General features: G+C 73.1%; 10 protein-coding genes and 1 pseudogene. 8 read left to right on the forward strand and 3 right to left on the reverse strand.

Features of this window, described 5'->3' with window-relative positions; genetic code table 11:
- The first annotated feature begins 18 nt into the window (after positions 1 to 18).
- Positions 19 to 9,540 (forward strand): amino acid adenylation domain-containing protein, encoded by a 9,522-nt coding sequence (locus tag ACGFRB_RS25160; protein WP_393246156.1) that lies wholly within the window; start codon positions 19 to 21, stop codon positions 9,538 to 9,540.
- Positions 9,541 to 9,648: 108 nt separating this feature from the next.
- On the forward strand, positions 9,649 to 10,632 hold the full coding sequence (locus ACGFRB_RS25165) for a class I SAM-dependent methyltransferase (RefSeq protein WP_393246158.1): 984 nt from the start codon (positions 9,649 to 9,651) through the stop codon (positions 10,630 to 10,632).
- 87 nt (positions 10,633 to 10,719) lie between these two features.
- Here ACGFRB_RS25165 and ACGFRB_RS25170 read toward each other — a convergent pair whose 3' ends face one another.
- A complete protein-coding gene (locus tag ACGFRB_RS25170; protein ID WP_393246160.1) occupies positions 10,720 to 11,493 on the reverse strand; it encodes an ArsR/SmtB family transcription factor in 774 nt (257 codons plus the stop codon).
- Between the two features lie 56 nt (positions 11,494 to 11,549).
- On the opposite strand from ACGFRB_RS25170, the gene ACGFRB_RS25175 reads away from it, so the two are divergent.
- The 4 genes from ACGFRB_RS25175 to ACGFRB_RS25190 all read left to right on the forward strand — a co-directional run bounded on the left by ACGFRB_RS25175 (position 11,550) and on the right by ACGFRB_RS25190 (position 18,907).
- On the forward strand, positions 11,550 to 12,854 hold the full coding sequence (locus ACGFRB_RS25175; protein WP_393246162.1) for an MFS transporter: 1,305 nt from the start codon (positions 11,550 to 11,552) through the stop codon (positions 12,852 to 12,854).
- A 125-nt stretch (positions 12,855 to 12,979) separates the two neighbouring features.
- Complete coding sequence (locus ACGFRB_RS25180; protein WP_393246164.1) at positions 12,980 to 14,041, forward strand: sulfotransferase family protein; 1,062 nt, start codon at positions 12,980 to 12,982, stop codon at positions 14,039 to 14,041.
- Positions 14,042 to 14,122: 81 nt separating this feature from the next.
- Positions 14,123 to 15,142 (forward strand): quinone oxidoreductase family protein, encoded by a 1,020-nt coding sequence (locus ACGFRB_RS25185; protein ID WP_393246166.1) that lies wholly within the window; start codon positions 14,123 to 14,125, stop codon positions 15,140 to 15,142.
- 390 nt (positions 15,143 to 15,532) lie between these two features.
- A complete protein-coding gene (locus tag ACGFRB_RS25190) occupies positions 15,533 to 18,907 on the forward strand; it encodes a S8 family serine peptidase (protein ID WP_393246168.1) in 3,375 nt (1,124 codons plus the stop codon).
- On the opposite strand, the gene ACGFRB_RS25195 is transcribed toward ACGFRB_RS25190, so the two are convergent.
- Both ACGFRB_RS25195 and ACGFRB_RS25200 read right to left on the reverse strand, forming a co-directional pair.
- Positions 18,846 to 19,379: a helix-turn-helix domain-containing protein gene (locus tag ACGFRB_RS25195; protein WP_393246295.1), complete on the reverse strand. Its 534-nt coding sequence runs from the start codon at positions 19,377 to 19,379 to the stop codon at positions 18,846 to 18,848. The two genes, ACGFRB_RS25190 and ACGFRB_RS25195, sit on opposite strands and share 62 nt — an antisense overlap.
- Positions 19,380 to 19,669: 290 nt before the next feature.
- A pseudogene (locus ACGFRB_RS25200) lies at positions 19,670 to 20,305 on the reverse strand (hypothetical protein); the annotation flags it as partial.
- Between ACGFRB_RS25200 and ACGFRB_RS25205 the strand changes: the two are divergent.
- Both ACGFRB_RS25205 and ACGFRB_RS25210 read left to right on the forward strand, forming a co-directional pair.
- Positions 20,290 to 21,300, forward strand: coding sequence for an alpha/beta hydrolase (locus tag ACGFRB_RS25205; protein ID WP_393246170.1), 1,011 nt, complete (start codon positions 20,290 to 20,292; stop codon positions 21,298 to 21,300). The pseudogene ACGFRB_RS25200 and the gene ACGFRB_RS25205 overlap by 16 nt on opposite strands.
- On the forward strand, positions 21,293 to 22,099 hold the full coding sequence (locus ACGFRB_RS25210; RefSeq protein ID WP_393246172.1) for a GPR1/FUN34/YaaH family transporter: 807 nt from the start codon (positions 21,293 to 21,295) through the stop codon (positions 22,097 to 22,099). The genes ACGFRB_RS25205 and ACGFRB_RS25210 overlap by 8 nt, the downstream gene beginning before the upstream one ends.
- Positions 22,100 to 22,346 lie beyond the last annotated feature (247 nt).

A 22,346-nucleotide genomic window follows, 5' to 3' on the forward strand; every position in this document is an offset into this window, starting at 1 on the left:
TGATCTTGGAGGGCCGCGATGCCGATTTCGCCGGAGCGCTTGCCGTCAGCGAAAAGCGACCCGTCAGGGTCCTTGCACGCCCGGGTGGCGCGGCACGCCGCGCGTCAGGGTGACGTGCCGGCTCTGCGCTGTGGCGCGGTCGAGCTGTCGTACGCCGAACTGGACGCACGTGCCAATCAGTTGGCCCATGTGCTGCGCGGGCGCGGGATCGGCGCCGAGGACGTGGTGGCGCTGGCGCTGCCGCGCTCGGCCGAACTGATCGTCGCCCTGCTGGCGGTGGGGAAGGCGGGGGCCGCGTTCCTGCCGGTCGACGTCCATCACCCGGCCGACCGGATCGCCTTCATGTGCGCCGACAGCGCGCCGCGCGCCCTGCTGTCGACCGAGAGGGTGCTGCCGGGCCTGCCGGAGACCCCCGGCACCGCCCAGTGGTCGCTCGCGGAGCTGCTCGCCGAGGCGGCGACGGCGCCGCGGACCGCCCCCGACCCGGTGGACCGTCCGCTGTCCCTCGCGTACGTCATCTACACGTCCGGTTCGACGGGCCGACCCAAGGGCGTCGCGGTCCCGCACCGGGGGCTGCTGCCGTTCGCCGCCGATCTGGCGGACCGGATGGCGGCGGGCCCCGGCTGTGTGGTGTCGCAGCTCGCCTCGCCCAGCTTCGACGCCATGGTCATCGAGGTGCTGCTCGCGCTCGCCCCGGGCGGCACCCTGGTCGTCGGGCCGCCCGACACGCTGGCCGGCGAGGAGCTGGCCGCGTTCCTCGCGGACCAGGGGATCACCCACGCGTTCGCCCCGCCGTCGGTGCTCGCCACCGTGCCGCCCGCCGAACTGCCCGCGCTGCGGGCGCTGATGGTCGGCGGCGAGGCCTGCCCGGCACGTCTTGTGGGCGTCTGGAGCCCCGGCCGCCGGATGGTCAACGGCTACGGCCCCACCGAGACCACCATGGCGATCACTCTCTCGGCCCCGCTCACACCGGGCCCGGACGCCCCGCCGATCGGCTCCGCGTCCGGCGACACCCGGCTGTACGTGCTGGACGACACGCTGCGCCCGACGCCCCCCGGCGAGATCGGCGAACTGTACAGCGGGGGCGGCGGTGTGAGCCGCGGCTACGTCGCCCGCGCCGGGCTCACCGCGCAGCGCTATGTCGCCGACCCCTTCGGGGAGCCGGGCACCCGGATGTACCGCACCGGCGACCTGGTGCGACAGCTGCCGGACGGACAACTCGCCTACTGCGGCCGGGCCGACGACCAGGTCAAGATCCGGGGCTTGCGGATCGAGCCGGGCGAGATCGAGGCGGTCCTCGCCGGACACCCGGCGGTGGACCAGGCCCGGGTCCTGGTGCACGAGGACCGGGCCGGCGAGAAGCGGCTCGCCGCGTACGTCGTCGCGGGCCGGGTCGCCAAGACCGACGACGGCAACGCCGACCGGCATGTCGACGAGTGGCAGCAGATCTACGACACGTTCTACGACGAGTCCGACCGCTCGGCCTTCGGCAGCGACTTCTCCGGCTGGAACTCCACTTACACCGGCGAGGGCATCCCCGTCGAGGAAATGGCCCGCTGGCGCGAGGAGTTCGTCCGCCGCGTCCTGGAGTTCGCGCCGCGCCGCGTCCTGGAGGTCGGCGTCGGATCCGGTCTGATCCTGACGCCGCTGGTCGGCCGGGTGGACGAGTACTGGGGCACCGACTACTCGGCGTCCGCGATCGAGGGTCTGCGGGCCCGGCTCGCCGGCGATCCGGACACCGCCGCGAAGGTCACCCTGCGCGCCCAGGCCGCCGACGTGACCACCGGTCTGCCCCGAGGACGCTTCGACACGATCATCGTCAACTCGGTCGTGCAGTACTTCCCCGACGAGGGTTATCTGCGGGACGTGCTGGTCAAGTTGCTCGATCTGCTGGCGCCGGGCGGTCGGCTGTTCATCGGCGACGTGCGGTGCCTGCCGCTCGTGGACGCCATGTGGACCGGCGTACGGCTCGGACAGCTCGACCACGCGGTGGAGCCCTCGGTGCTGCGCCGCGAGATCGAGCAGGCCGTGATCCTGGAGAAGGAACTCCTCATCGCCCCGGGCCTCTTCGCCACCGTCGGTGCCGGCGCGGTCGATCTGCGGCTCAAGCGCGGCGCGGACCGCAACGAGCTGACCGGACACCGCTACGACGTGGTCCTGCACAAGGACGGCGCCGGCGCGCAGGATCTGGCGGCGGCCCCGGCCATACGCTGGAAGGCGGACGTCCGGGGCGCCGAGGATCTGGCCGCGCGGCTGGCTGACGGCACGGCGCTGCGGCTCACCGGGGTGCGCAACGCGCGCGTCGCCGGCGAGGTCGCCGCCGCGCGGTCGGTCCGGGCGGGCGCGCCGGTGGAGGCGACCCGCGCCGCGCTCACCGGGCCCCGTGACCAGGTCGACCCGGAGTACTGGCACGCCCTGGCCGCGGAGCACGGCCGCAGCGCCGTGGTCACCTGGTCGGCGGACGGCCCGGACCTGGTCGACGTGCTCTTCCCGGCCTCCGGCGGCTCGCCGGTGCTGGACGGCGTCCATCTGTCCCACGCCCCGGCCACCGCCCGTGGCACCGAAGATGCCGAAGGCCCCGAGGGTCCGGTCACCTTCACCAACGACCCGATCGCGACCCGCCGCCGCGGGCTGCTCGTCGCGTCGCTGCGCGACTGGGCCAAGGAGCGGCTGCCCGCCTCCCTCGTACCCTCCGCGTTCCTGGTACTCGACGCCCTGCCCCTGACCGCGAGCGGCAAGCTGGACCGCAAGGCGCTGCCCGAGCCCGGTTTCCGGAGCGACGCGTCCGGCCGGGCGCCGCGCGACGCGCGGGAGAAGCTGCTCTGCGAGCTCGCCGCCGAACTGCTCGACCGGGCCTGGGTCGGCATCGACGACGACTTCTTCGATCTCGGCGGCCACTCGCTCCTCGCGACCCGGCTGCTACACCGGATCCGGGCGGCCTTCGGCGTCCGGCTCGGGCTCGACACGCTGTTCGCCGCGCCCACCGTCGCGGGGCTCGCGGCGGCCCTCGCCCAGGCGGCCGGACAGGACTCCCCGGACCTCGGCGAGGCGGCCGGGCCGGAGGCGCCGGCCCTGGTGGCGGCCCCGCGACCGGAGCGGCTTCCGCTGTCCTGGGCCCAGCAGCGCCTGTGGTTCGTCCAGCGGATGGACCCGCTCGGCTGGACCTACAACCTTCCCGTGGTACTGCGGCTGACCGGCCCGGTCGACCCGGCCGCGCTGACCGCCGCCGCTCTGGATCTGACGGCACGGCACGAGTCGCTGCGTACCGTCTTCGACGAGCGGGACGGGCAGCCGTACCAGCGGATCCTCCCCGCCGTGCCGACGGACGAGGTCGTCCGGGTGCTCGATGTGGCCGAGGACGAGCTGGACGAGGCGATCCGCACCGCCTGCCGGCAGCCGTTCGACATCACCGCCGACGTACCGGTACGGGTGACGCTGCTGCGCACCGCGCCGGACCGGCATGTGCTGGTCTTCGTCCTGCACCACATCGCCGGTGACGGCTGGTCGATGCGGCCGCTGGCGCAGGATCTGGCCGTCGCGTACACGGCGCGGGCCGCCGGTGCCGCGCCGGCCTGGCAGCCGCTGCCGGTGCAGTACGCCGACTACGCGCTGTGGCAGCGCGACCAGCTGACCACGGAGTTCCAGGAGCGGCAGACCGCGTTCTGGCGGGACTACCTGGCCGGGCTTCCGGAGGAACTGGCCCTCCCCTACGACCGGCCCCGGCCCAGCGGCGCAGACCACGACGGCGCGCAGATCCCGCTGCGGATCCCCGCCGCGCTGCACGCGGATCTGCTCGCGCTGTCACAGCGGAGCCGGACCACGCTGTTCATGGTGCTGCACGCCGCCCTGGCCGCGCTCTACACCCGGATCGGCGCGGGCACCGACATCCCGGTCGGCACCGTGGTCGCCGGGCGCGGCGACGACAGCCTCGACCATCTGATCGGCTTCTTCGTCAACAACCTGGTGCTGCGCACCGACACCTCGGGCGATCCGACCTTCCGCGAGCTCCTGGAGCGTACGAGGACCGCCGACGTGGCCGCCCTCAGCCGGCAGGAGCTGCCGTTCGACCGGCTCGTCGAGGCGCTCAACCCGTCCCGTACGCTCAGCCGCCACCCGCTCTTCCAGACCATGCTGGTCCTGCAGAACAACGCGGGCGCCGACTTCGCGCTGCCCGGCGTAGATGTGGAATCGGTCCGGTCGACCCCCTCGGCGGCGCAGCTCGACCTCTTCGTCAACCTCACCGACTCCTATCGGCGGGACGGCACAGCCGACGGCATGACCGGCGAGATCGTGTACCGCACCGGGCTCTTCGACGAGGACACGGTGCGGGCGCTGGCCGACCGGTTCGTCCGGGTCCTCCAGGCCGTGGCCGCCGATCCCGACCAGCGGCTCGGCGCCCTCGACATTCTGGACGGCGCAGAGCGCGAGACGATCCTGCGGGCCTGGAACGACACGGACCGGCCGCTGCCGGACGCCTCGCTTCCCCGGCTGTTCGCCGAGCGTGTCGCCGCGACCCCGGACGCGGTAGCGGTGACCGGGCCGGTCACCCTCACCTACGCCGAACTGGACCGGCGGGCCAACCATCTGGCGCACCGGCTGATCGCGGCCGGAGCGGCTCCGGACCGGCCGGTGGCGCTGTCGCAGGGACGGTCGGCCGATCTGGTCGTGTCCATGCTCGCGGCGCTCAAGGCGGGTTCCTCGTATCTGCCGCTGCCGTCGTCCGCGCCGCCGGGCCGGCTGCGGCTGATGACCGAGCAGGCCGGCGCCACGCTGCTCGTCACCGATCTGCCGACTGTGGAACTGCCGCGGGAACTGGCGGAATTGACCGTACTGACACCGGGCGACGGCGAGTCGGCCGAGGCACCCGGCCGGGACCCGCACCCGGACCAGGCCGCCTATGTGATGTTCACCAGCGGCTCGACGGGCATGCCCAAGGCCGTCGTCCTGACCCACCGGAACGCGGCCGGGTTCGTCCGCGACCGGCTCTGGCGGGCCGGCGGTACCGTCCTCATGCACTCGGCGACAGGATTCGACGCGTCGGTGCACGAGATCTGGACACCGCTGCTGACCGGCGGAACGGTCGTGGTGGCGCCCGGCGACGTCCTCGACGACGCGGGCCTCGCCCGCGCGGCGACCGCGTCCAGGGTGGACCGGGTCTGGCTCACCTCCGGCCTGTTCGCGGCGCTCGCGGAGAACCCGGACTGCTTCGCCGGGATCCGGGAGATCCTCACCGGCGGTGACGTGGTGCCGCCCGCGGCGGTCGCCCGGGTCCTCTACCGCCACCCCGGTCTGACGGTCCGCGCGCTGTACGGCCCGACCGAGACCACCACCTGTTCCAGCCGGTTCTCGATGTCCGCCGGGCAGGACGTCCCCGGCCGGGTGCCGATCGGCGGCCCGATGGACAACACCCGGCTGTACGTGCTCGACGGCCGACTCCAGCCGGTACCGGCCGGGGTCCCGGGCGAGCTGTACATCGCCGGTTCGGGGGTCTCGCGCGGATACGCCGGACAGCCCGGTCTCACCGCCGAACGGTTCACCGCCGATCCGTGGGGCCCGCCGGGCGGCCGGATGTACCGCACCGGCGACATCACCCGGTGGCGGGGGGACGGCACCCTGGACTTCGTCGGACGGGCCGACGCCCAGGTGAAGATCCGCGGCTTCCGGGTCGAACCGGCCGAGGTGGAGTCCGCGCTCACCGCCCTGCCGGAGATCGGACAGGCATTCGTCACCGCCCATGAGGACCGGGGCGGGGAGCGCAGGCTCGTCGCGTATCTCGTCCCCGAGGGCGCGGCCTTGGACCTCGCCGGGCCGGCCGGCTCCGGCTCCGGCGCTCCCGACGACGGCCCCGACGCCTCCGGCGCGCCGGCTCCCGCTCTCGATGTAGCCGGTGTCCTCGGCCGGCTCGCCGCCGCCCTGCCCGAGTACATGGTGCCCAGCGCCTGTGTCGTGCTCGGCCGGCTGCCGCTCACCGGCAACGGCAAGATCGACCGACGGGCCCTGCCCGAGCCGGAGTTCGAGACCGGGTCCGGGTACACCGCGCCGCGCACCCCCGCCGAGGAGATCCTCGTCGCGCTCATGGGCGAGCTGCTCGGCCGGTCCGTGATCGGCGCCCACGACAACTTCTTCGACCTGGGCGGCCATTCGCTCCTCGCCACCCGGCTCGTCAACCGGATCCGTACCCATCTGGGAGCGGACCTCGGCGTCGCCGACCTGTTCGAGGCCCCGACGGCCGCCGCGCTCGCCGCGCGGATCGGCGCGCGCCCGGGCTCCGGCGACCTAGCGCAGGACAAAACCCGCGACGCCCTGCTGCCCGTCGTACGGCCACGCCCGCTGCCGCTGTCGTACGCCCAGGAACGGCTGTGGTTCGTCTCCCGGTGGAACGGCCTCGGCTGGCCGCTGGTGCTGCGCCTGGACGGGCCGCTGGACACCGGGGCGCTGCGCGCCGCGGTGGGCGATCTGCTGGAACGGCACGAGACGCTGCGCACCCGGTTCCCGGAGGACGACGGGACGCCCCGTCAGCAGATCCTGGAGTCGGCCGACCCGGACGAGGTGCTCCGGGTCGCCCCGGTCGATCCCTCCGATCCGGCCGGACTCGACGCCGCGCTGACGGCCGCCGCCGGGCACCGCTTCGACCTCACCACCGAACTGCCGCTGCGGCTCCACCTGTTCACGACCGGACCCGACCGGCACACACTGCTCCTGCTGATGCACCACATCGCGGGCGACGGCTGGTCCCTGGGCCCGCTGACCCGCGACCTGGCGCAGGCGTACGCCGCCCGCCTCCGGGGAGACGCCCCGCTCTGGCGTCCGCTGCCGGTGCAGTACGCCGACTACACGCTGTGGCAGCGGAATCTGCTCGCGGGACCGGCCGGACAGCGCCTGTCGGCGTACTGGACAAAGCGGCTCGCCGGGCTCCCGGCGGAGCTTCCCCTGCCCTACGACCGGCCCCGTCCCGACTCCGCGCGGTTGCCCGGTGCGCTGCTGCCGGTCACCCTGCCCGCCGCACTCCACACCGGCCTGCTGGACCTGGCCCGGCGTACGCACACCACGCTGTTCATGGTGCTGCACGCCGCCCTCGCGACGCTCTACACCCGGCTCGGCGCAGGCACCGACATCCCGCTCGGCACCACGGTCGCCGGGCGCAGCGACGACGGTCTCGACCATCTGGTCGGCTGCTTCGTCAACAGCCTGGTGCTGCGCACCGACACCTCCGGGGATCCGAGCTTCGCCGAACTGCTGGGCAGGGTGCGCGAGTTGGACCTGGCGGCCTACGCCCATCAGGAGCTGCCGTTCGACCGGATCGTCGACGCGCTCAACCCGGCCCGCTCGCTGGGCCGGCACCCGCTGTTCCAGACCATGCTGGTACTCCAGAACAACGCCGAGTCGGCCTTCGCCCTGTCCGGCGTGGACGTGTCGCCGGCGCCGGCAAAGGGCGCGGTCGAGGCGATCCGGGTCGGCCCGGTGGACTTCGACCTCAACCTCAGCTTCACCGAGCACCACGGGGACGGCCGGGCGCCCGAGGGCATCACCGGCGAGGTGCGCTACCGCACCGACCTGTTCGACCGGGACACCGTGGCCACCCTGATGGACCGGCTGCTGCGGATCCTGGAGGCGGCCGTCACGGCCCCGGACACGCCGATCGGCGCGATCGACCTGCTCTCCGGCGCCGAGCGGCGGGCCGCTCTGACGGACTGGCGCGGCACGGGGCGGCCGGTCGTCGCCGAGGACCTCGCCGTCCTCTTCGCCCGGCAGGCCGCCGCCACCCCGGACGCGATCGCCGCGGTCGAGGGCGGCCGGTCGGTCTCCTACCGGGACCTGGACCGGCGCGCCAATCATCTGGCGCACCGGCTGGTGGCGGCGGGCTGCCGGCCCGACGACCCGGTGGCGATACGTCAGCCGCGCGGCATCGACTACCTCGTGACGGTCCTCGCCGTGATCAAGGCGGGCGGCGGCTGTCTGCCCCTGTCCGCGTCCGCGCCGCTCGCCCGGCAGCAGCGGATGGTCGACCACATGCGGGCCACGCTGCTCGTCACCGAGGGGCCCACCGAGCTGACCGGCGTCACGGTCGTCGCGCCCTCGCCGGGCACGGAGGAGCACCCGCCCGCGGTCCTCACCCACCCGGACCTCACCGCGTACACGATGTTCACCAGCGGCTCGACCGGCACACCCAAGGCCGTCAGCGTCCCGCACCGGGCCGTCGCCGAGTTCGTCGCCGACCGCGCCTGGGGAGAGCTGGACCCGGCGGACACGCTGATGCACTCGCCGACGTCGTTCGACCCGTCCACGTACGAGATCTGGCTGCCCTGGCTCACTGGCGGCCGGGTGGTCGTGGCGCCCGAGGGCGAGTTGGACACCGAGGTGCTGGCCCGCGTCATCAGCGAGGGCAAGCCCACCACCGCGGTCTTCACCTCCGCCCTGTTCAACCTGATGGTGGCCGAGGCCGCGCCGGCCCTGGCCGAGATGGACCTGGTCTGGATGGCCGGTGACGTGGTGTCGCCCGGGGCGGTCGCCGATCTGCTGGTCGCCGCGCCCCGGACCGCCGTCGCGGCCGCCTGGGGCACCACGGAGACCACCATCATCTCCACCTGGCATCCGATCGGGTCGGCCCCGGCGCGTACGGTGCCGATCGGCCGGGCGATGGACCACACGGGGATCTATCTGCTCGACGAGCGGCTGCGGCCGGTGCCGCCCGGGGTGCAGGGCGAGGTGTACGTGACCGGTACGGGCCTGGCCCGGGGTTACGCGTACCAGCCGGACGTGACGGCCGCCCGGTTCGTGGCCGACCCGTACGGCCCGGCCGGCGGGCGGATGTACCGGACCGGCGACCTCGCCCGCCGCCGGCCCGACGGGGTCCTCGAATTCGAGGGGCGCGCCGACGCGCAGCTGAAGGTGCGCGGGTTCCGGATCGAACCGGCCGAGGTCGAGGCGGTCCTGACCGGCCATCCGGACGTGACCCACGCGACGGTCACGGCGGACGGCGAACGGCTGGTCGGCTATCTCGTCCCGGCGGGGGCCGACGTGGCCGCCGTACGGGCGCACGCCGCCCGGACCCTGCCGGACTACATGGTGCCGAGCGTGTTCGTCACCCTGGACCGGCTGCCGCTGACCGGCAACGGCAAGGTCGACCGCAAGGCGCTGCCGGCCCCCGGGCCGGTCACGTCCGAGGCCGGCTACGTGGCGCCCCGGGACGAGCGCGAAGAGGCGCTGTGCGCGATGTTCGCGGAGGTCCTGAAGGCGCCCCGGGTCGGCGTGCACGACAACTTCTTCGACCTCGGCGGCCACTCGCTCCTCGCGACCCGTCTGCTGAACCGGGTCCGTACCCGGTTCGGGTCGAGCCTCAATGTGCCCGTGCTCTTCGAGGCCCCGACGGTCGCCGCGCTCGCCGCGCGCCTCGGTACGTCCGAGCGGCGTGCCCGGCCGAAGCTCCGGCGGCGCACGGGACCCGCGGACGCCGGAAGCCCCGACGGCCCTGCGTGCTCTACGGGCTCTACGGGCTCTACGGGATCGGGCTCAACTGACGGGGAATCGACCGCCCGTTGAGGCGAGGGGCCCCGGCAACCACCCCCCGTTTTCACCCCCGCCGCCGGGCCGGCGGCGCGGAACACACCCATCTGAACTCTGCACACCGACATGGAGTAGGAGAGCGCGATGTCTAGCGTCAGTTCCCCGGAGACCGCGGCCGATCTCGCCGCCGTCGCCGCCCTGCTGGAGATGGCCGACCGGCTGGGCATCGTCCCGCTGCTGGAGCGCGGCGAGCCGGTCACCGCGGCCGAACTGGCCGTGGCCGCGCAGGTGCCGGAAGAGGGCATGGCCGGTTTCATGTCCACGCTGGTCGCGGCGGCGCTGCTGGTGCCGGCCGGGGGCAAGGAGTTCAAGGTCGCGGACGACTTCGCGGACCGGATCTACCAGGCCGGCTATCTCACCTGGTCGCTCCGAGCCAACCAGCCGTACGTCGAGCACCCCGCCGAGTTCCTGCGCGACCCGGCCGGTGCCGCCGCGCTGTACCAGCGCAACGGCCGTGAGGTGGCGGTCAGTTCGCGGTGGATCGGCAGCCAGGGCTTCTACCCGGCGGCGACCGAGACGATCCTCGCGGCCCAGCCCAAGCGGATCGCCGACCTCGGCGCCGGTGCGGCCGGTCTGCTGATCGACCTGCTCGGCCGGCTGCCAAAGACCACCGGAGTGGCGCTGGACATGAGCGCCGGCGCGTGCCAGGAAGCGGCCCGCGCGGCGCGGGCCGCGGGCATGGGCGACCGGCTCGACGTGGTGGAGCGGCCGATCCAGTCCATCGCCGACGACCCCACGCCGGTCGAGGGCGCCGATGTCATCCACGCCGGTTTCGTCTTCCACGACATCGTGAAGGAGGGCGACGTCTTCGACCGGGTGCTGCGCCAGTGCCGGGACGCGCTGCGCCCGGGCGGCATCATGGCGATCACCGACGCGGTGCCGTACGCGCCGGCGGAGCGCGAGCGCCGCTTCAGCGCGCTGTTCACCTATCTGCACGCCGGATTCATGAACGTGGAGCTGCCCCCGGAGGAGGACTGGCTGGACCGCTTCCGGCAGGCCGGCTTCGACCAGGCGCGGCGCGTGCCGCACCGTTTCCCGGGCGGCCGGCTCTTCATCGCCACGAAGTGAGACAGGCCGCTCCAAGGCGGCAAGGCGCACCCCGCCCGATGGGGACATTCCCCCGGGCGGGGTGCGCCTTGCCGCGTCCCCGTACGTCTACCCGGGCGACTGCCCTGAGGGCTCACCCGAGGGCTCCCTGGGCGCCCAGAACATCAGCAGGAACTCGACCGGCACCGTGGCGTTCTCCTCGTCGTCGGGCCGGTTGAACTCCTCCATCAGCGCGGACAGCCGGGACCGGAACTCGACGGCCCGCTCCGGCGTCAGCCGGCGGTCCAGTGCCACGACCATCGGCCCGAGCGGGTCCGGCCGTTCGCCCTCCGCGACCTCCCGCCCGGGCACGGTCCCGCTCCCGGCTTCCGGCCCGGCGACACCCTCCGCTCCGGCCCCGCGCTCTGCCCCGGACTCGGACTCGGATTCGGATTCGGATTCGGATTCGGATTCGGCCCCGCGCTTGGACTCGGGCTGGAAGCGACCGCTGATGACGTCCCGTACGAGCCGGTCGCGGAAGTCGTTCAGCGTCGCGGCGAACGCGTCGGCCAGCTCGTCCGCGTGGTCCGGCGCGGCGAGCAGATCGCGGCTCAGCCGCAGCGCGAACTGCGCCACCTGGTACTGGCTCTCCTGAATGCCGGAGACCATTCGGGTCTGCGCCACCCTGATCAGCCCCGCCGCCTCCAGCACCTTGATGTGCCGGTAGAGCCGGGTGGTCGGCTGGTCCAGCAGCCGGGCGATGTCCTTGACCCGGTGCGACGCCTGTACGTCGCTCATCATCGTCCGCAGGATCGCCAGCCTCAGCGGGTCGGACAGGGCCTTGAGCGTCTCCACGTCGTCCACCTCCCGGACGACCACTCTCGCGTCGGCTTCTTCAGCCATGAATCCTTCTCCGTTTCCTCGTAGCGAACCATTTACTCAGATGCTACCGTTCACGCATGAGTGAACGCTTGCTGCAAGGTGATAGCGAAGCTCCCGCCCCCACGGTCCCCCTGCGCCACAACCGGCGCTTCCAGACTCTCTGGATCGGGGCGGCCGCGGCCAACCTCGGCCTGGAGACCGTAGAGGTCGCCTATCCCCTGCTGATCATGACCCTGACCGGGTCGCCCGCGCTGGCGGGCCTGTTCGGCTTCACCCAGATCGGCACCGCCCTCCTGGTCGGGCTGCCGGCCGGGGTGGTGGTCGACCGCATGGACCGGCGCCGGATCCTGCTGATATCCGAGGCCGTCCGCGCCCTCACCCTCGCCTTCATCGTCCTGATGCTGACGACGGACCGGGCCGACTTCGTCCTGCTGATCGTGGCCGCGATCGTCCTCGGTACCGGCACGGCTTTCGGCGCCCCGGCCCGCATGCTGCTGATCCGCGCCGTCGTGCCGGACCATCAGCTGACCGCGGCGCTCAGCCAGGACGAGGCGCGCGGCGGCGCCGCCGCCCTGGCCGGGCCGCCGCTCGGCGGCGCGCTCTACCTGGTCTCCCGTACGTTTCCGTTCCTCGCGGCGATCGCCGGATTCGCGATCTCGTTCCTCTGCGCCCTGTTCATCCGCGTACCGGAGGCGGCCAAGCCCGCCGCACCGGCGGACGAGGAGCCGGTGAGCGGCGGCGAGCCGACGGCCGAGCAGCCGAGGAAGAGCGCCTTCGGGCCGCTGGCCACCGCCTTCTCCGGGGTGCGCGAACTGCTCGGCGACCGGCTGCTGCGGTCCGCGCTGGCCCTGATCAGCATCTTCTACTTCAGCGTCACCGCCGCGATCCTCATGGTCCTGGTGACCCTGCGCGACCAGCACCACTCCCCCAGGGCGATCGGCCTCGCGCTCACCGGCACCGCCGTCGGCATGCTCGCCGGCTCGGTCCTGGTGCCTCGTCTCAACCGGCTGCTCAGCCCCGGGGCCCTGCTGCTCGCCGCGTCCACCCTGACCACCGTCGCGGTGGCCCTGCTCGCGCTGCCGTTCGGTCCGGTCTGGGTCTTCGCCCTGCTGGCCCTGGCGGCACTCGGGTTGCCGGCGCTGAAGGTCCTGGTCGACATCATGATCTTCCGGCAGACCCCGGATCACCGGCGGGGCCGCGCCATCGCCGCGACCATCACCCTCATCGGCGCCGGATCCCCGCTCGGTTCCCTGGCCGGTGGTCTGTCGCTGCAGTTCCTCGGTGTCACCGGCGCCATCGTGCTGATCGCGGGCATCCAGGCCGTGATCACCGCCGCCGGGCTCGCGAGCCGGCACGTCAGATCCGCCCGCTGGCCGGCCTGACCACCCGCACCACCCCGCGCCGCCCTTCGGCCGACCGCCCGGCCACCCCCGCCGAAAAACCCGCCCAAGAACCCACCCCAGAACCCGTCTGAGAACCCGCCTCCTTACGAAAGCGAAGCTCAGCCATGCTCAAGCAGCCCATCTTCATCGTCGGCCACCCCCGTTCCGGCACCAGTCTGGTCCGCAGTCTGATCGAACGCAGCGAGCACGTGTGGAGCATCGGCCGCGAAGGCAAGCCGATCTGGGAGCGCGACAGCCTCCACCCGGGCCGCCGCGGCTGGCAGTCCAACGCCCTGGACGCCTCCGACGCGACCCCCGAGGTGGCGGCCCGGCTGAACGCGGACCTGCTCGCCGCCGCGCGCCGGCCCGGCGCCGAGTGGTCGGTCGCCGACAAGCTCGACCACCTCGACTTCCTCCGCTCGCAGGGCCCCCAGCCGTACTACTACGACGTGCCGCTGAAGGCGCTCCAGGAGCGCTTCCCCGGCGACTTGCCGGAGGGCCCGCCCACCACGCGCGACGGCGGCGAGCTCGACGAGATCACCCCGTTCTGCTTCCCGCCGCGCGGCGAGCGCCCGACCGAGGCCGAACTCGCGGACGGGATCCGGCTGGTGGAGAAGAGCATCCAGTCCTGCTTCCGGATCCCGTTCCTCCAGGCCCTCTACCCGGACGCGCGGTTCGTGTTCGTCGTCCGTGATCCGCGTACCAGCGTCGGGTCCCTGATGGACGCCTGGCTCAACCCGCGGATGTTCTTCTCGTACAAGATGCCGGTGCCGCTGCGTATCCAGGGGTACTCGGACGTGTTCCCGTGGGGCAAGGAGTGGTGGAACCTGAGCCTGCCGCCCGGCTGGCAGGACTGGGTGGACCTGCGGCTCGCCGAGGTCTGCGCCCGCAACTGGCTGGCCCACAACCGGGCCGTCCTGGACGCCGCCTCGGCCCTGGCCCCCACCGGCAACTCCGTCCTGGTCCGTTACGAGGACGTCCAGGCCGACCCGGTCTCCGCGATGGAGGCCGTGGCCGAGGCGGCGGACCTGCCCTTCTCCGATGCCTGGGGCCGCCGCGATCTGCCCGTCGTGATGACCCAGACCACTCCCGACCCGGAGAAGTGGCGCCGTCACGAGTCGGAGATCCTCCCGGTCCTGCCGCTCGTGCGCGACCTCGCCGAGGAGGCCGGCTACGACGTGCGCTGACCGCCGAGTCCCCGGGACCGGCACCGGAAGGGGACGGATGAACACGACTGCGGGGCCCCAACTGTGACGCTCCCTCAGAACATGAAGGAAATCCAGGAGATGAAGGACATCCAGCTCATGAAGGCCGTGCGGGTCGGCCGGGCCGGCGGGCCCGAGGTCCTCGAACTCGTCGACCTGCCCCGCCCGTCGCCGGGCGCGGGCCAGGTGCTCGTACGTCTCGCCGCCGCCGGGGTCAACTACATCGACGTCTATCTGCGGTCCGGTCTCTACCCGGCGGAGCTGCCCTTCGTCCCCGGGCAGGAGGGCGCCGGGACCGTCGTCGAGACCGGGCCCGGGGTCGGCCCCGGGGCCGGCGGGGTCGCCGTCGGCGACGTGGTCGCCTGGGCGAACCTGCCGGGTGCCTACGCGCAGTACGCGCTGATCGACGCGGACCGGCTGGTGCCGGTGCCGGACGGGCTGGCCCCCGAACAGGCGGCGGCCGCCCTGCTGCAGGGCATGACCGCTCACTATCTGTGCCACGACACCTATCCGGTCCAGGAGGGCGACACGGTCGTCGTGCACGCCGCCGCGGGCGGGGTCGGGATGCTGCTGACCCAGCTCGCGGTGGCGCGGGGCGCCACGGTGGTCGGCACCGCGTCGACCGCCGCGAAGGCACAGGCCGCGCGGGCCGTGGGTGCGACGGAGGTCGTCGACTACCGGCCGGGCGCGCTGCTGGAGGCGGTACGGCGGCACTCCGGGGGCATCGGCGCCGCCGCGGTGTACGACGGCATCGGCGGTCCGACGTTCGACGAGGGCCTGGCCGCGCTGCGGCCGCGGGGGGTCCTCGCGGTGTACGGGCAGGCCGGCGGCGCGGTGCCACCGGTCGACCTTCAGCGCCTGAACGCCGCCGGGTCCGTGTACGTCACCCGCCCGAACCTGGTCCACCACATCCAGGACCGGGCCGAGCTGCTGCGCCGGGGAACGGCCGTACTCGAACTGGTCCGTGACGGGCACCTGGACGTACGGATCGAACAGCGGTACGCCCTGTCGGAGGCGGCGGACGCCCACGCCGCCCTCGAAGCGCGGACAACCCTCGCGAAGACTCTGCTGATCTGCGACTGAACCGCCTGAGCCGCCTGAACCACCTGATCGGGCCCGGAGAACAGAGCCTTCGTCCGGGTCCGATTGCAGCCAATCCAGGACCGCGCCCCGGCCGCGTGAGGCTTCAAGACTTGAAAAGCGCCTGATCACCGGCCGGGAGCGCGGTCGGCGGCAGGCGGTGTCGCACAGGAATCGCATGGCTGTCACACAGCGGTCACACAGCCATCATCGCCCCATCGCGCCCGGGGACTTCGGCGTGTCCGAAACACCTGCCCTCACGGGCCGGCCGGCGTTGATCGGCTTCCCGCTCCCTCACATACTGCGCTGACCAGCGGCGGGTTCCTGATACCCCCGGCTGGACGTCATCACTCCACCTCATCCCACCCTCCTGGGGGAGACTTGCGCGCACATGTGAACAGAGCACGCGCCTTCACCATCGCGGCGGCCACCTCGGTGGCCCTGCTCGCCGGCATGACCGGCCCCGCGACGGCGATCGACGCGCACACCACGGCCGCGTCCGGCGGCACACCCGGCACCCCGCACACCGCCGGCGGCGAGCGGATCCCGCTCGTCACCGGCGACCGTGTGGTGGTCGACGGCAAGGGCCGGATGGTGGGCTTCGAGCCCGCCAAGGGCCGCGAGCACATACCCGTCGAGGTACAGCGCCTCAAGGACCGCACCCTGCTGATCCCCGCCGACGCGCAGCACCTGATCGCGACGGGCCGGCTGGACCAGCGGCTGTTCGATCTCAAGGTGCTGACCGATCCTCGGCTGCGCGAGAGCCACCGCGCCGGGCTCAAGCTGATCGTGCGGTATGGAAAGAACGCCACCGCCGCCCGCGCCGAGGTGCGCGCGGCCGGCGACACCGAGGTGCGCCGTACCTTCCCGGCCATCGGCGCCGACGCGATCCGTACCTCCCCGGACGACCTCGCCCAGGTGTGGAACGCGCTGACCAGCCAGGGGAAGACCGGCATCCGGGCCGCCGCGCCCGGCATCGCCGGCGTGTGGCTGGACGGGGTACGCGGAGCCAGCCTGGACCGCAGCGTCCGGCAGATCGGCGCCGACAAGGCGTGGGAGTCCGGGTTCGACGGCACGGGCGTCAAAATCGCCGTCCTCGACACCGGTGTCGACACGACCCACGCCGATCTGAAGACCCAGGTCGTCGAGGCGAAGAACTTCTCCACGTCGGCCGACACCGTGGACCGGGTCGGCCACGGCACCCATGTCGCGTCGATCGCGGCCGGCACCGGCGCCGCGTCCGGTGGCCGCTACAAGGGCGTCGCCCCCGGCGCCAAGCTGCTCAGCGGAAAGGTCCTCGGTGACGAGGGCTGGGGCGACGACTCCGCCATCATCGCGGGCATGGAGTGGGCCGCGGCCGAGGGCGCCGACGTGATCAACCTCAGCCTCGGCTCCCCCGACGGCCCCGGCGTCGACCCGTTGGAGGAGACCGTCGACCGGCTGTCCGCCGAGAAGGGCGTCCTGTTCGCCATCGCGGCGGGCAACGAGGGCGCGTACGGCGCGTCGAGCGTGGACTCGCCGGGCACCGCCGACGCGGCGCTGACCGTCGGCGCCGTCGACAAGGACGACAAGCTCGCGTCCTTCTCCAGCACCGGCCCGCGCGTCGGTGACGGCGCCGTCAAGCCGGACGTGACCGCGCCCGGTGTCGCCATCGCCGCGGCGGCGGCCGCCGGCAGCGCCATCGACACCGACCCCGGAACTCCGCACCCGGCGCCGGGGTATCTGCGGATCGACGGCACCTCGATGGCGACCCCGCATGTCGCGGGCGCCGCCGCGATCCTGAAGCAGCGGCACCCGGAGTGGAAGTCCGCCGAACTGAAGGGCGCGCTGACCGGATCCGCCAAGGGCGGCGACTACACCCCCTACCAGCAGGGCACGGGCCGGATCCAGGTGGCCGAGGCGCTCGCGCAGAACGTCGTCGCCGAGCCGGTGTCGCTGAACTTCGGCACGGCCCAGTGGCCGCACACCGACGACAAGCCCGTCACCCGGAAGCTCGCCTATCGCAACCTCGGGACCTCGGACGTCACCCTGGACCTCGCGGTGTCCGCGCTCGATCCGGCGGGCAAGCCCGCCCCGGCCGGGTTCTTCGCGCTCGGCGCCCCGCGGGTGACCGTGCCCGCCGGCGGCACGGCCGAGGTCGACCTCGTCGCCGACACGAGCGTGGGCGACGCCGACGGCACCTACTCGGCGTACGTCACCGCCACCGGCGCGGGCCAAAGCGTCCGTACGGCCGCCGTGGCGGTCCGTGAGGCAGAGTCGTACGACCTGACGATCCGGACCCTCGGCCGCGACGGCGCCGACGCCGCGAACTTCACCAGCACGCTGCTCGGCGTCTCCGGCCCGGCCGCGGGCTACCAGGCCCGGATCGCCGACGAGCCGGGCAGTCACACGCTGCGGGTGCCGAAGGGCTCGTACACCCTGAGCACCGCCGTCTACCAGGACCCGTCCGACTACACCCAGGGCACGGACTGGATCGCCCAGCCGAAGCTGGACATCACCGAGGACACCACCGTCACCCCGGACGCCCGGACCACCAAGCCGGTCGACCTCACCGTGCCCGGTATCGACCAGGCCGACTTCGGCGGCACGTTCTACCAGCGTTCCACCCCGGAGATCGGCCATGTCGGCGACGGCTGGGTGCTGCGCGGCTTCGCCGGCTTCCGCACCGCCCACATGGGTCCGGCACTCACCGACGGCTCGCTCCTGCAGACCTGGGACGCGCACTTCCTCAAGGACGCCACCAGCCAGTACGCGGTGGCCTTCGGCGGCAAGACAAGCACGGTCGCGACCGGCTACACGCGGCATGTGAAGGCGAGCGAGCTCGCCACGGTCAAGGTCGGTCTCGGTGCCTCCGTCGCCGGGAAGAAGGCCTTCGTCTCCCCGTTCGCCCAGCTGCCGGACGCCCCGGAAGGCAACGGCTTCTTCGCGCCGCAGGCGGCGCCGGGCATCCGCACCTTCTATGTCTCCACCGCCGACGGCGCCACCTGGCTCACCCGCTACCACCAGCTGGGCGCGCCCGACGAGTGGGGCGGCCCGGCCCTTGAGGGCTCCTTCGAGATGGTCCGGCCGAAGCGCTACGAGGCGGGCAAGGCCTACCGGGAGACCTTCAACACGGGTGTCATCGGCCCCCTCCTGGGCGAGAACACGGGTGTCTTCCGCACCGCGCCGGACCCGTCCACCGGTGAGCAGCAGATCATCGGCTCCGTACCGCTGTTCTCCGACGGCGAGGGCCACGCGGGCATGATGCCGGACCTGACGGCCACGACGGCGCTCTACCGCGACGGCGTCAAGGTCGGCGAGAACGACGACGCCCTCAGCGGCTGGAAGCCCTTCACCGTCGACGGCTCCGACGCCTCGTACCGGCTGACGACCACCGTGGAACGCCCGGCGACCCTGGCCGCCGCCTCCACCCGGATCGACACCGATTTCACCTTCCGCTCGAAGCCGGTCACGGCCACCACCGCGCTCCCGGTGTCCACGGTCCGCTTCGCGCCGCCGGTCGACCTCTCCTCGCGTACCCCGGCGCTCGCTCCGCTCACGGTTCCGGTGACCGTGCAGGGCGCGGCGGCCGGCGCCAACCTCAAGTCTCTGACAGTTTCGGTGAGTTACGACAACGGAAAGACCTGGAAGCCGGTTCCGGTACAGAACGGCACGATCATCGTGAAGAGCCCTGCGGCGAACGCCGCCGTCTCCCTGTCCGCCGAGGTCACGGACAAGGAGGGCAACGTCTCGAAGCTGACCGTCCACAACGCGTGGTTCGGCAAGTGACCTTGCCCCACCCTCCCGGCCCGCACACCAGGGGCCGGTCGCACTGAAGGAGGGCGTCCGTCCCGGGTTTCGGCCCGGGGCGGACGCCTTCGCGGTTCCCGCGGTGGGACCGGGAGGGCGACGCCGCGTCAACGCCCCACGGAGGCACGGATCCGGACGGTGTCCTGGATCCGTAGCCGTCGCCATTCACGCGGGGTGACCCCGTAGGCCGCTCCCGGAAGCGGCGGGCGATGTGACGGGGGCTGGTGAATCCGCAGCGCGCCGCCACCGCAAAGACCGCAAGTCCGGCATGGCGTGGGGAGACGAGCAGGCGGCGGGCCGCCTCCGGTCGTTCACTGATGACCCACTGTTCCAGACTGATGCCGGCCCGGCCGAGGACCGCGTACAACTGCCGTCTGGAGACGGCGTGTTCGTGCGCGAGGCGGTCGGGTGTGAGGTCGGGGCCGGTGAGGTGACGGCGTGCGTACGCCATGATCCGGGTGGCGAGGCAGTCGTGGAGCACCGAGCGGACCTCGCCGTCGTCCGGGTCGCGGGTGGCCGAGACGAGCAGGGCCCGGACCAGTTCGGTGGTGGCGTGCGCGAGCGCCGCCGCTCCGGGGTCCGCTGCCGACGTGCCGGGGTTACGCCAGAGAGTGCGCAGATGGCCGAGGACGAGGTCGTGCGGGGGGCTCGACCGCAAGCGTACGGAGGCACGTACGACGGTGTCCACCGGGAGCCCAATAGCTCCATGTCGAGGGTGAGCGCCTGGGAGGCGCCCTCGCCCGACCAGCCGTCACGGCGGGGCGCGAGTTCGTGGAAGACGGCGATGTCGTCCGTGCCGAGGGTGTAGCGCTCGGCGCCGTTCTCGGCGCGGTGGACGCCGGAGGTCCGGAGCGAGACGGAGACCACCGGACGTGCCCGGTGTCCGCGCCCGCGCCGGGCCCTCCGCCGGACCTCGAAGCCGGTTCCTCGGATGCCGAGCAGGTCGAACGCTCCCAGCCGCCATACCTCCATCCGGGCGCGCATCGTCGTACCGGGTTCCTCGTGGGCGATGTCGTTCGGCACCGATTCGTCCGTCAGCGCGTGGTGGAACGCCTCCACCCGGTCCTTCGGATCTAAGGTTTCCAGGTCCAGTAGCAACACGCGGTTCCCTCCCTCCGAAACCGGCCCCGGGGCCGGTTCCCGCCCGGCGGTGCCGGACGGCCCGCGGCCTTTCGCGCCGGACGCTGCACTGAGGGTCAAGTCCTCTGCACCGAGGGGCGACCCCGGGCGCCGGCGCCCGTCTACGTTCTCCACTGTCCCCGCGAAACCGGCGCGAGGACACCTCGCCGGCGGCCACCACCGGGCCGCCTGCCCTCCCCTCCCCGACAGTCCCTTCCCGTCCCCCACCGAGAGGCCGGAGCATGCACGACCCCGCATCCGCCACCCCCGCCACCCCCGACACTCCTGTCACCGTCACTCCCGTCACGCCCGTTCTGGAACCGGCCGCGCGCGAGTTCGCCGAGGCCACGTCCCGGCCGCCGTTCCTGTTCCAGATGCCGCCGGCCGAGGGCCGCAAGGCCGTCGACGACGTGCAGTCCGGCCCCGTCGAGCTGCCCGCCGTGGACGAGGAGTGGGTGACCGTGCCGGGCGGCCCGACCGGGTCGGTCCGCGCCCGGATCGTGCGGCCCGAGGGGGTGGCCGGCCCACTGCCGGTCATCGTCTACATCCACGGTGCGGGCTGGGTCTTCGGCAACGCCCACACGCACGACCGGCTGGTGCGCGAGCTCGCCGTCGGCACGGGCGCGGCCGTGGTCTTCCCCGAGTACGACCTGTCCCCCGAGCACCGCTACCCGGTGGCCATCGAGCAGAACTGGACCGTGGCCCGCTGGGTCGTCACCCACGGGCGGGAGCACTGCCTGGACCCGGCCCGGATCGCCGTCGCGGGCGACTCGGTCGGCGGCAACATGAGCGCCGCGCTGACGCTGATGGCCAAGGAACGCGGCGGTCTCGACCTGCGCGCGCAGGTGCTCTTCTACCCGGTCACCGACGCGAACTTCGACACGGGTTCCTACCGTCAGTTCGCCGAGGGCTACTTCCTGAGCCGTGACGGCATGCGGTGGTTCTGGGACCAGTACACGACGGACGAGGCCGACCGCGCCCGGATCACCGCCTCCCCGCTGCGGGCCACCACCGAGCAGCTGGCCGGTCTGCCGCCGGCCCTCGTCGTCACCGGCGAGGCCGACGTGCTGCGTGACGAGGGCGAGGCGTACGCCGCCAAGCTCCGCACCGCCGGAGTGCCGGTGACCGCGGTCCGCTACCAGGGCATCATCCACGACTTCGTGATGCTGAACGCCCTACGCGACACGCACGCGGCCCGGTCGGCGGTCGACCTGGCGACCCGGACGCTCCAGCAGGCGCTGTCCGATGACTGAGCCGATAGCCGAGTCGTCGGCACCGTCCCAGACCGTTCTTCCCGCCGGCACCGCGTCCGGGGCCGTGCCCGGGACTGGGTCCGGTGCCGGCGGCGTCCCGGCCCCGGGTGCCGATCCGCTCGACGGCGGACGGCACTTCGAGCCGGACCTGCGCCGGATGACCCGGGTCAACCTGCGCCCGATCGCCTCCCCGATGCCTCTCGGGTTCTACGCCGTCGCCATCGCCTCGGTGATCGTCGGCTGCTTCCAGCTGGGGGTCTTCGAGGACGGCGCGCGGCGGGCCGTCGGTCTGGTGATCCTGCCCGCGTTCGTCCTCCAACTCCTGGTGGGAATCCTGGCGTTCGGCGCCCGTGACGTGCTGGCGGCCACGCTGATGACCTGCTTCTCGGGACTGTGGCTGGCGAGTGCGCTGACCATGGTGCTCGCCCCGCCGGACGGGGTGCGCGTCCTCGGTGTCCTCAACGCCGTCTTCGCGCTGTTCGCCCTGCTGATGGCGCTCGTCGCCGGCCGCAAGCGGGCCATGTGGCTGGTGTTGTGCACGGCGGTCCCCCGGTTCACGGTGGCCGCGCTCGCCAACCTCACCGGTGTCGAGTGGCTGGGACTTGCCTCGGGCGGTCTCGGGCTGCTGCTCGCCGCCGTCGCGCTCTACACGGCGTTCGCGCTGATGCTGGAGGACATGCGCGGCACGGAGGTCCTGCCCATCGGCCGCAGCGGCCCCGCGCACCACGCCGTCGAGGGCGGCCTGTCCGTCCAGTTGCACGACATCGAACGGCAGGCGGGCGTGCGCCGCACGCTCTGACCCGCCGCCCCCGTGGTCCGTCGTACGGACCCGCCGGATCCATTGCATCCAATGGATCCACCGCGGCTCCGTACGTTCCGGGCCCACGCACGGTACGGGCCACCTCACCGGGCGGCCGTGCCGTGACCGTGCCCCGCCGGCCCCTCGTAGCGCCTCGCCGGCCCCCTCGTGCCCGCCGGTACCCCGCCGTACCCCACCGCGCCCGCCGTGCGGAAGGCCCTGGCGCCTTCCGTACGGGAGGCCGGCC

Origin of the sequence: Streptomyces sp. NPDC048718, assembly GCF_043198875.1 — a bacterium.
Taxonomy (GTDB): Bacteria; Actinomycetota; Actinomycetes; order Streptomycetales; family Streptomycetaceae; genus Streptomyces.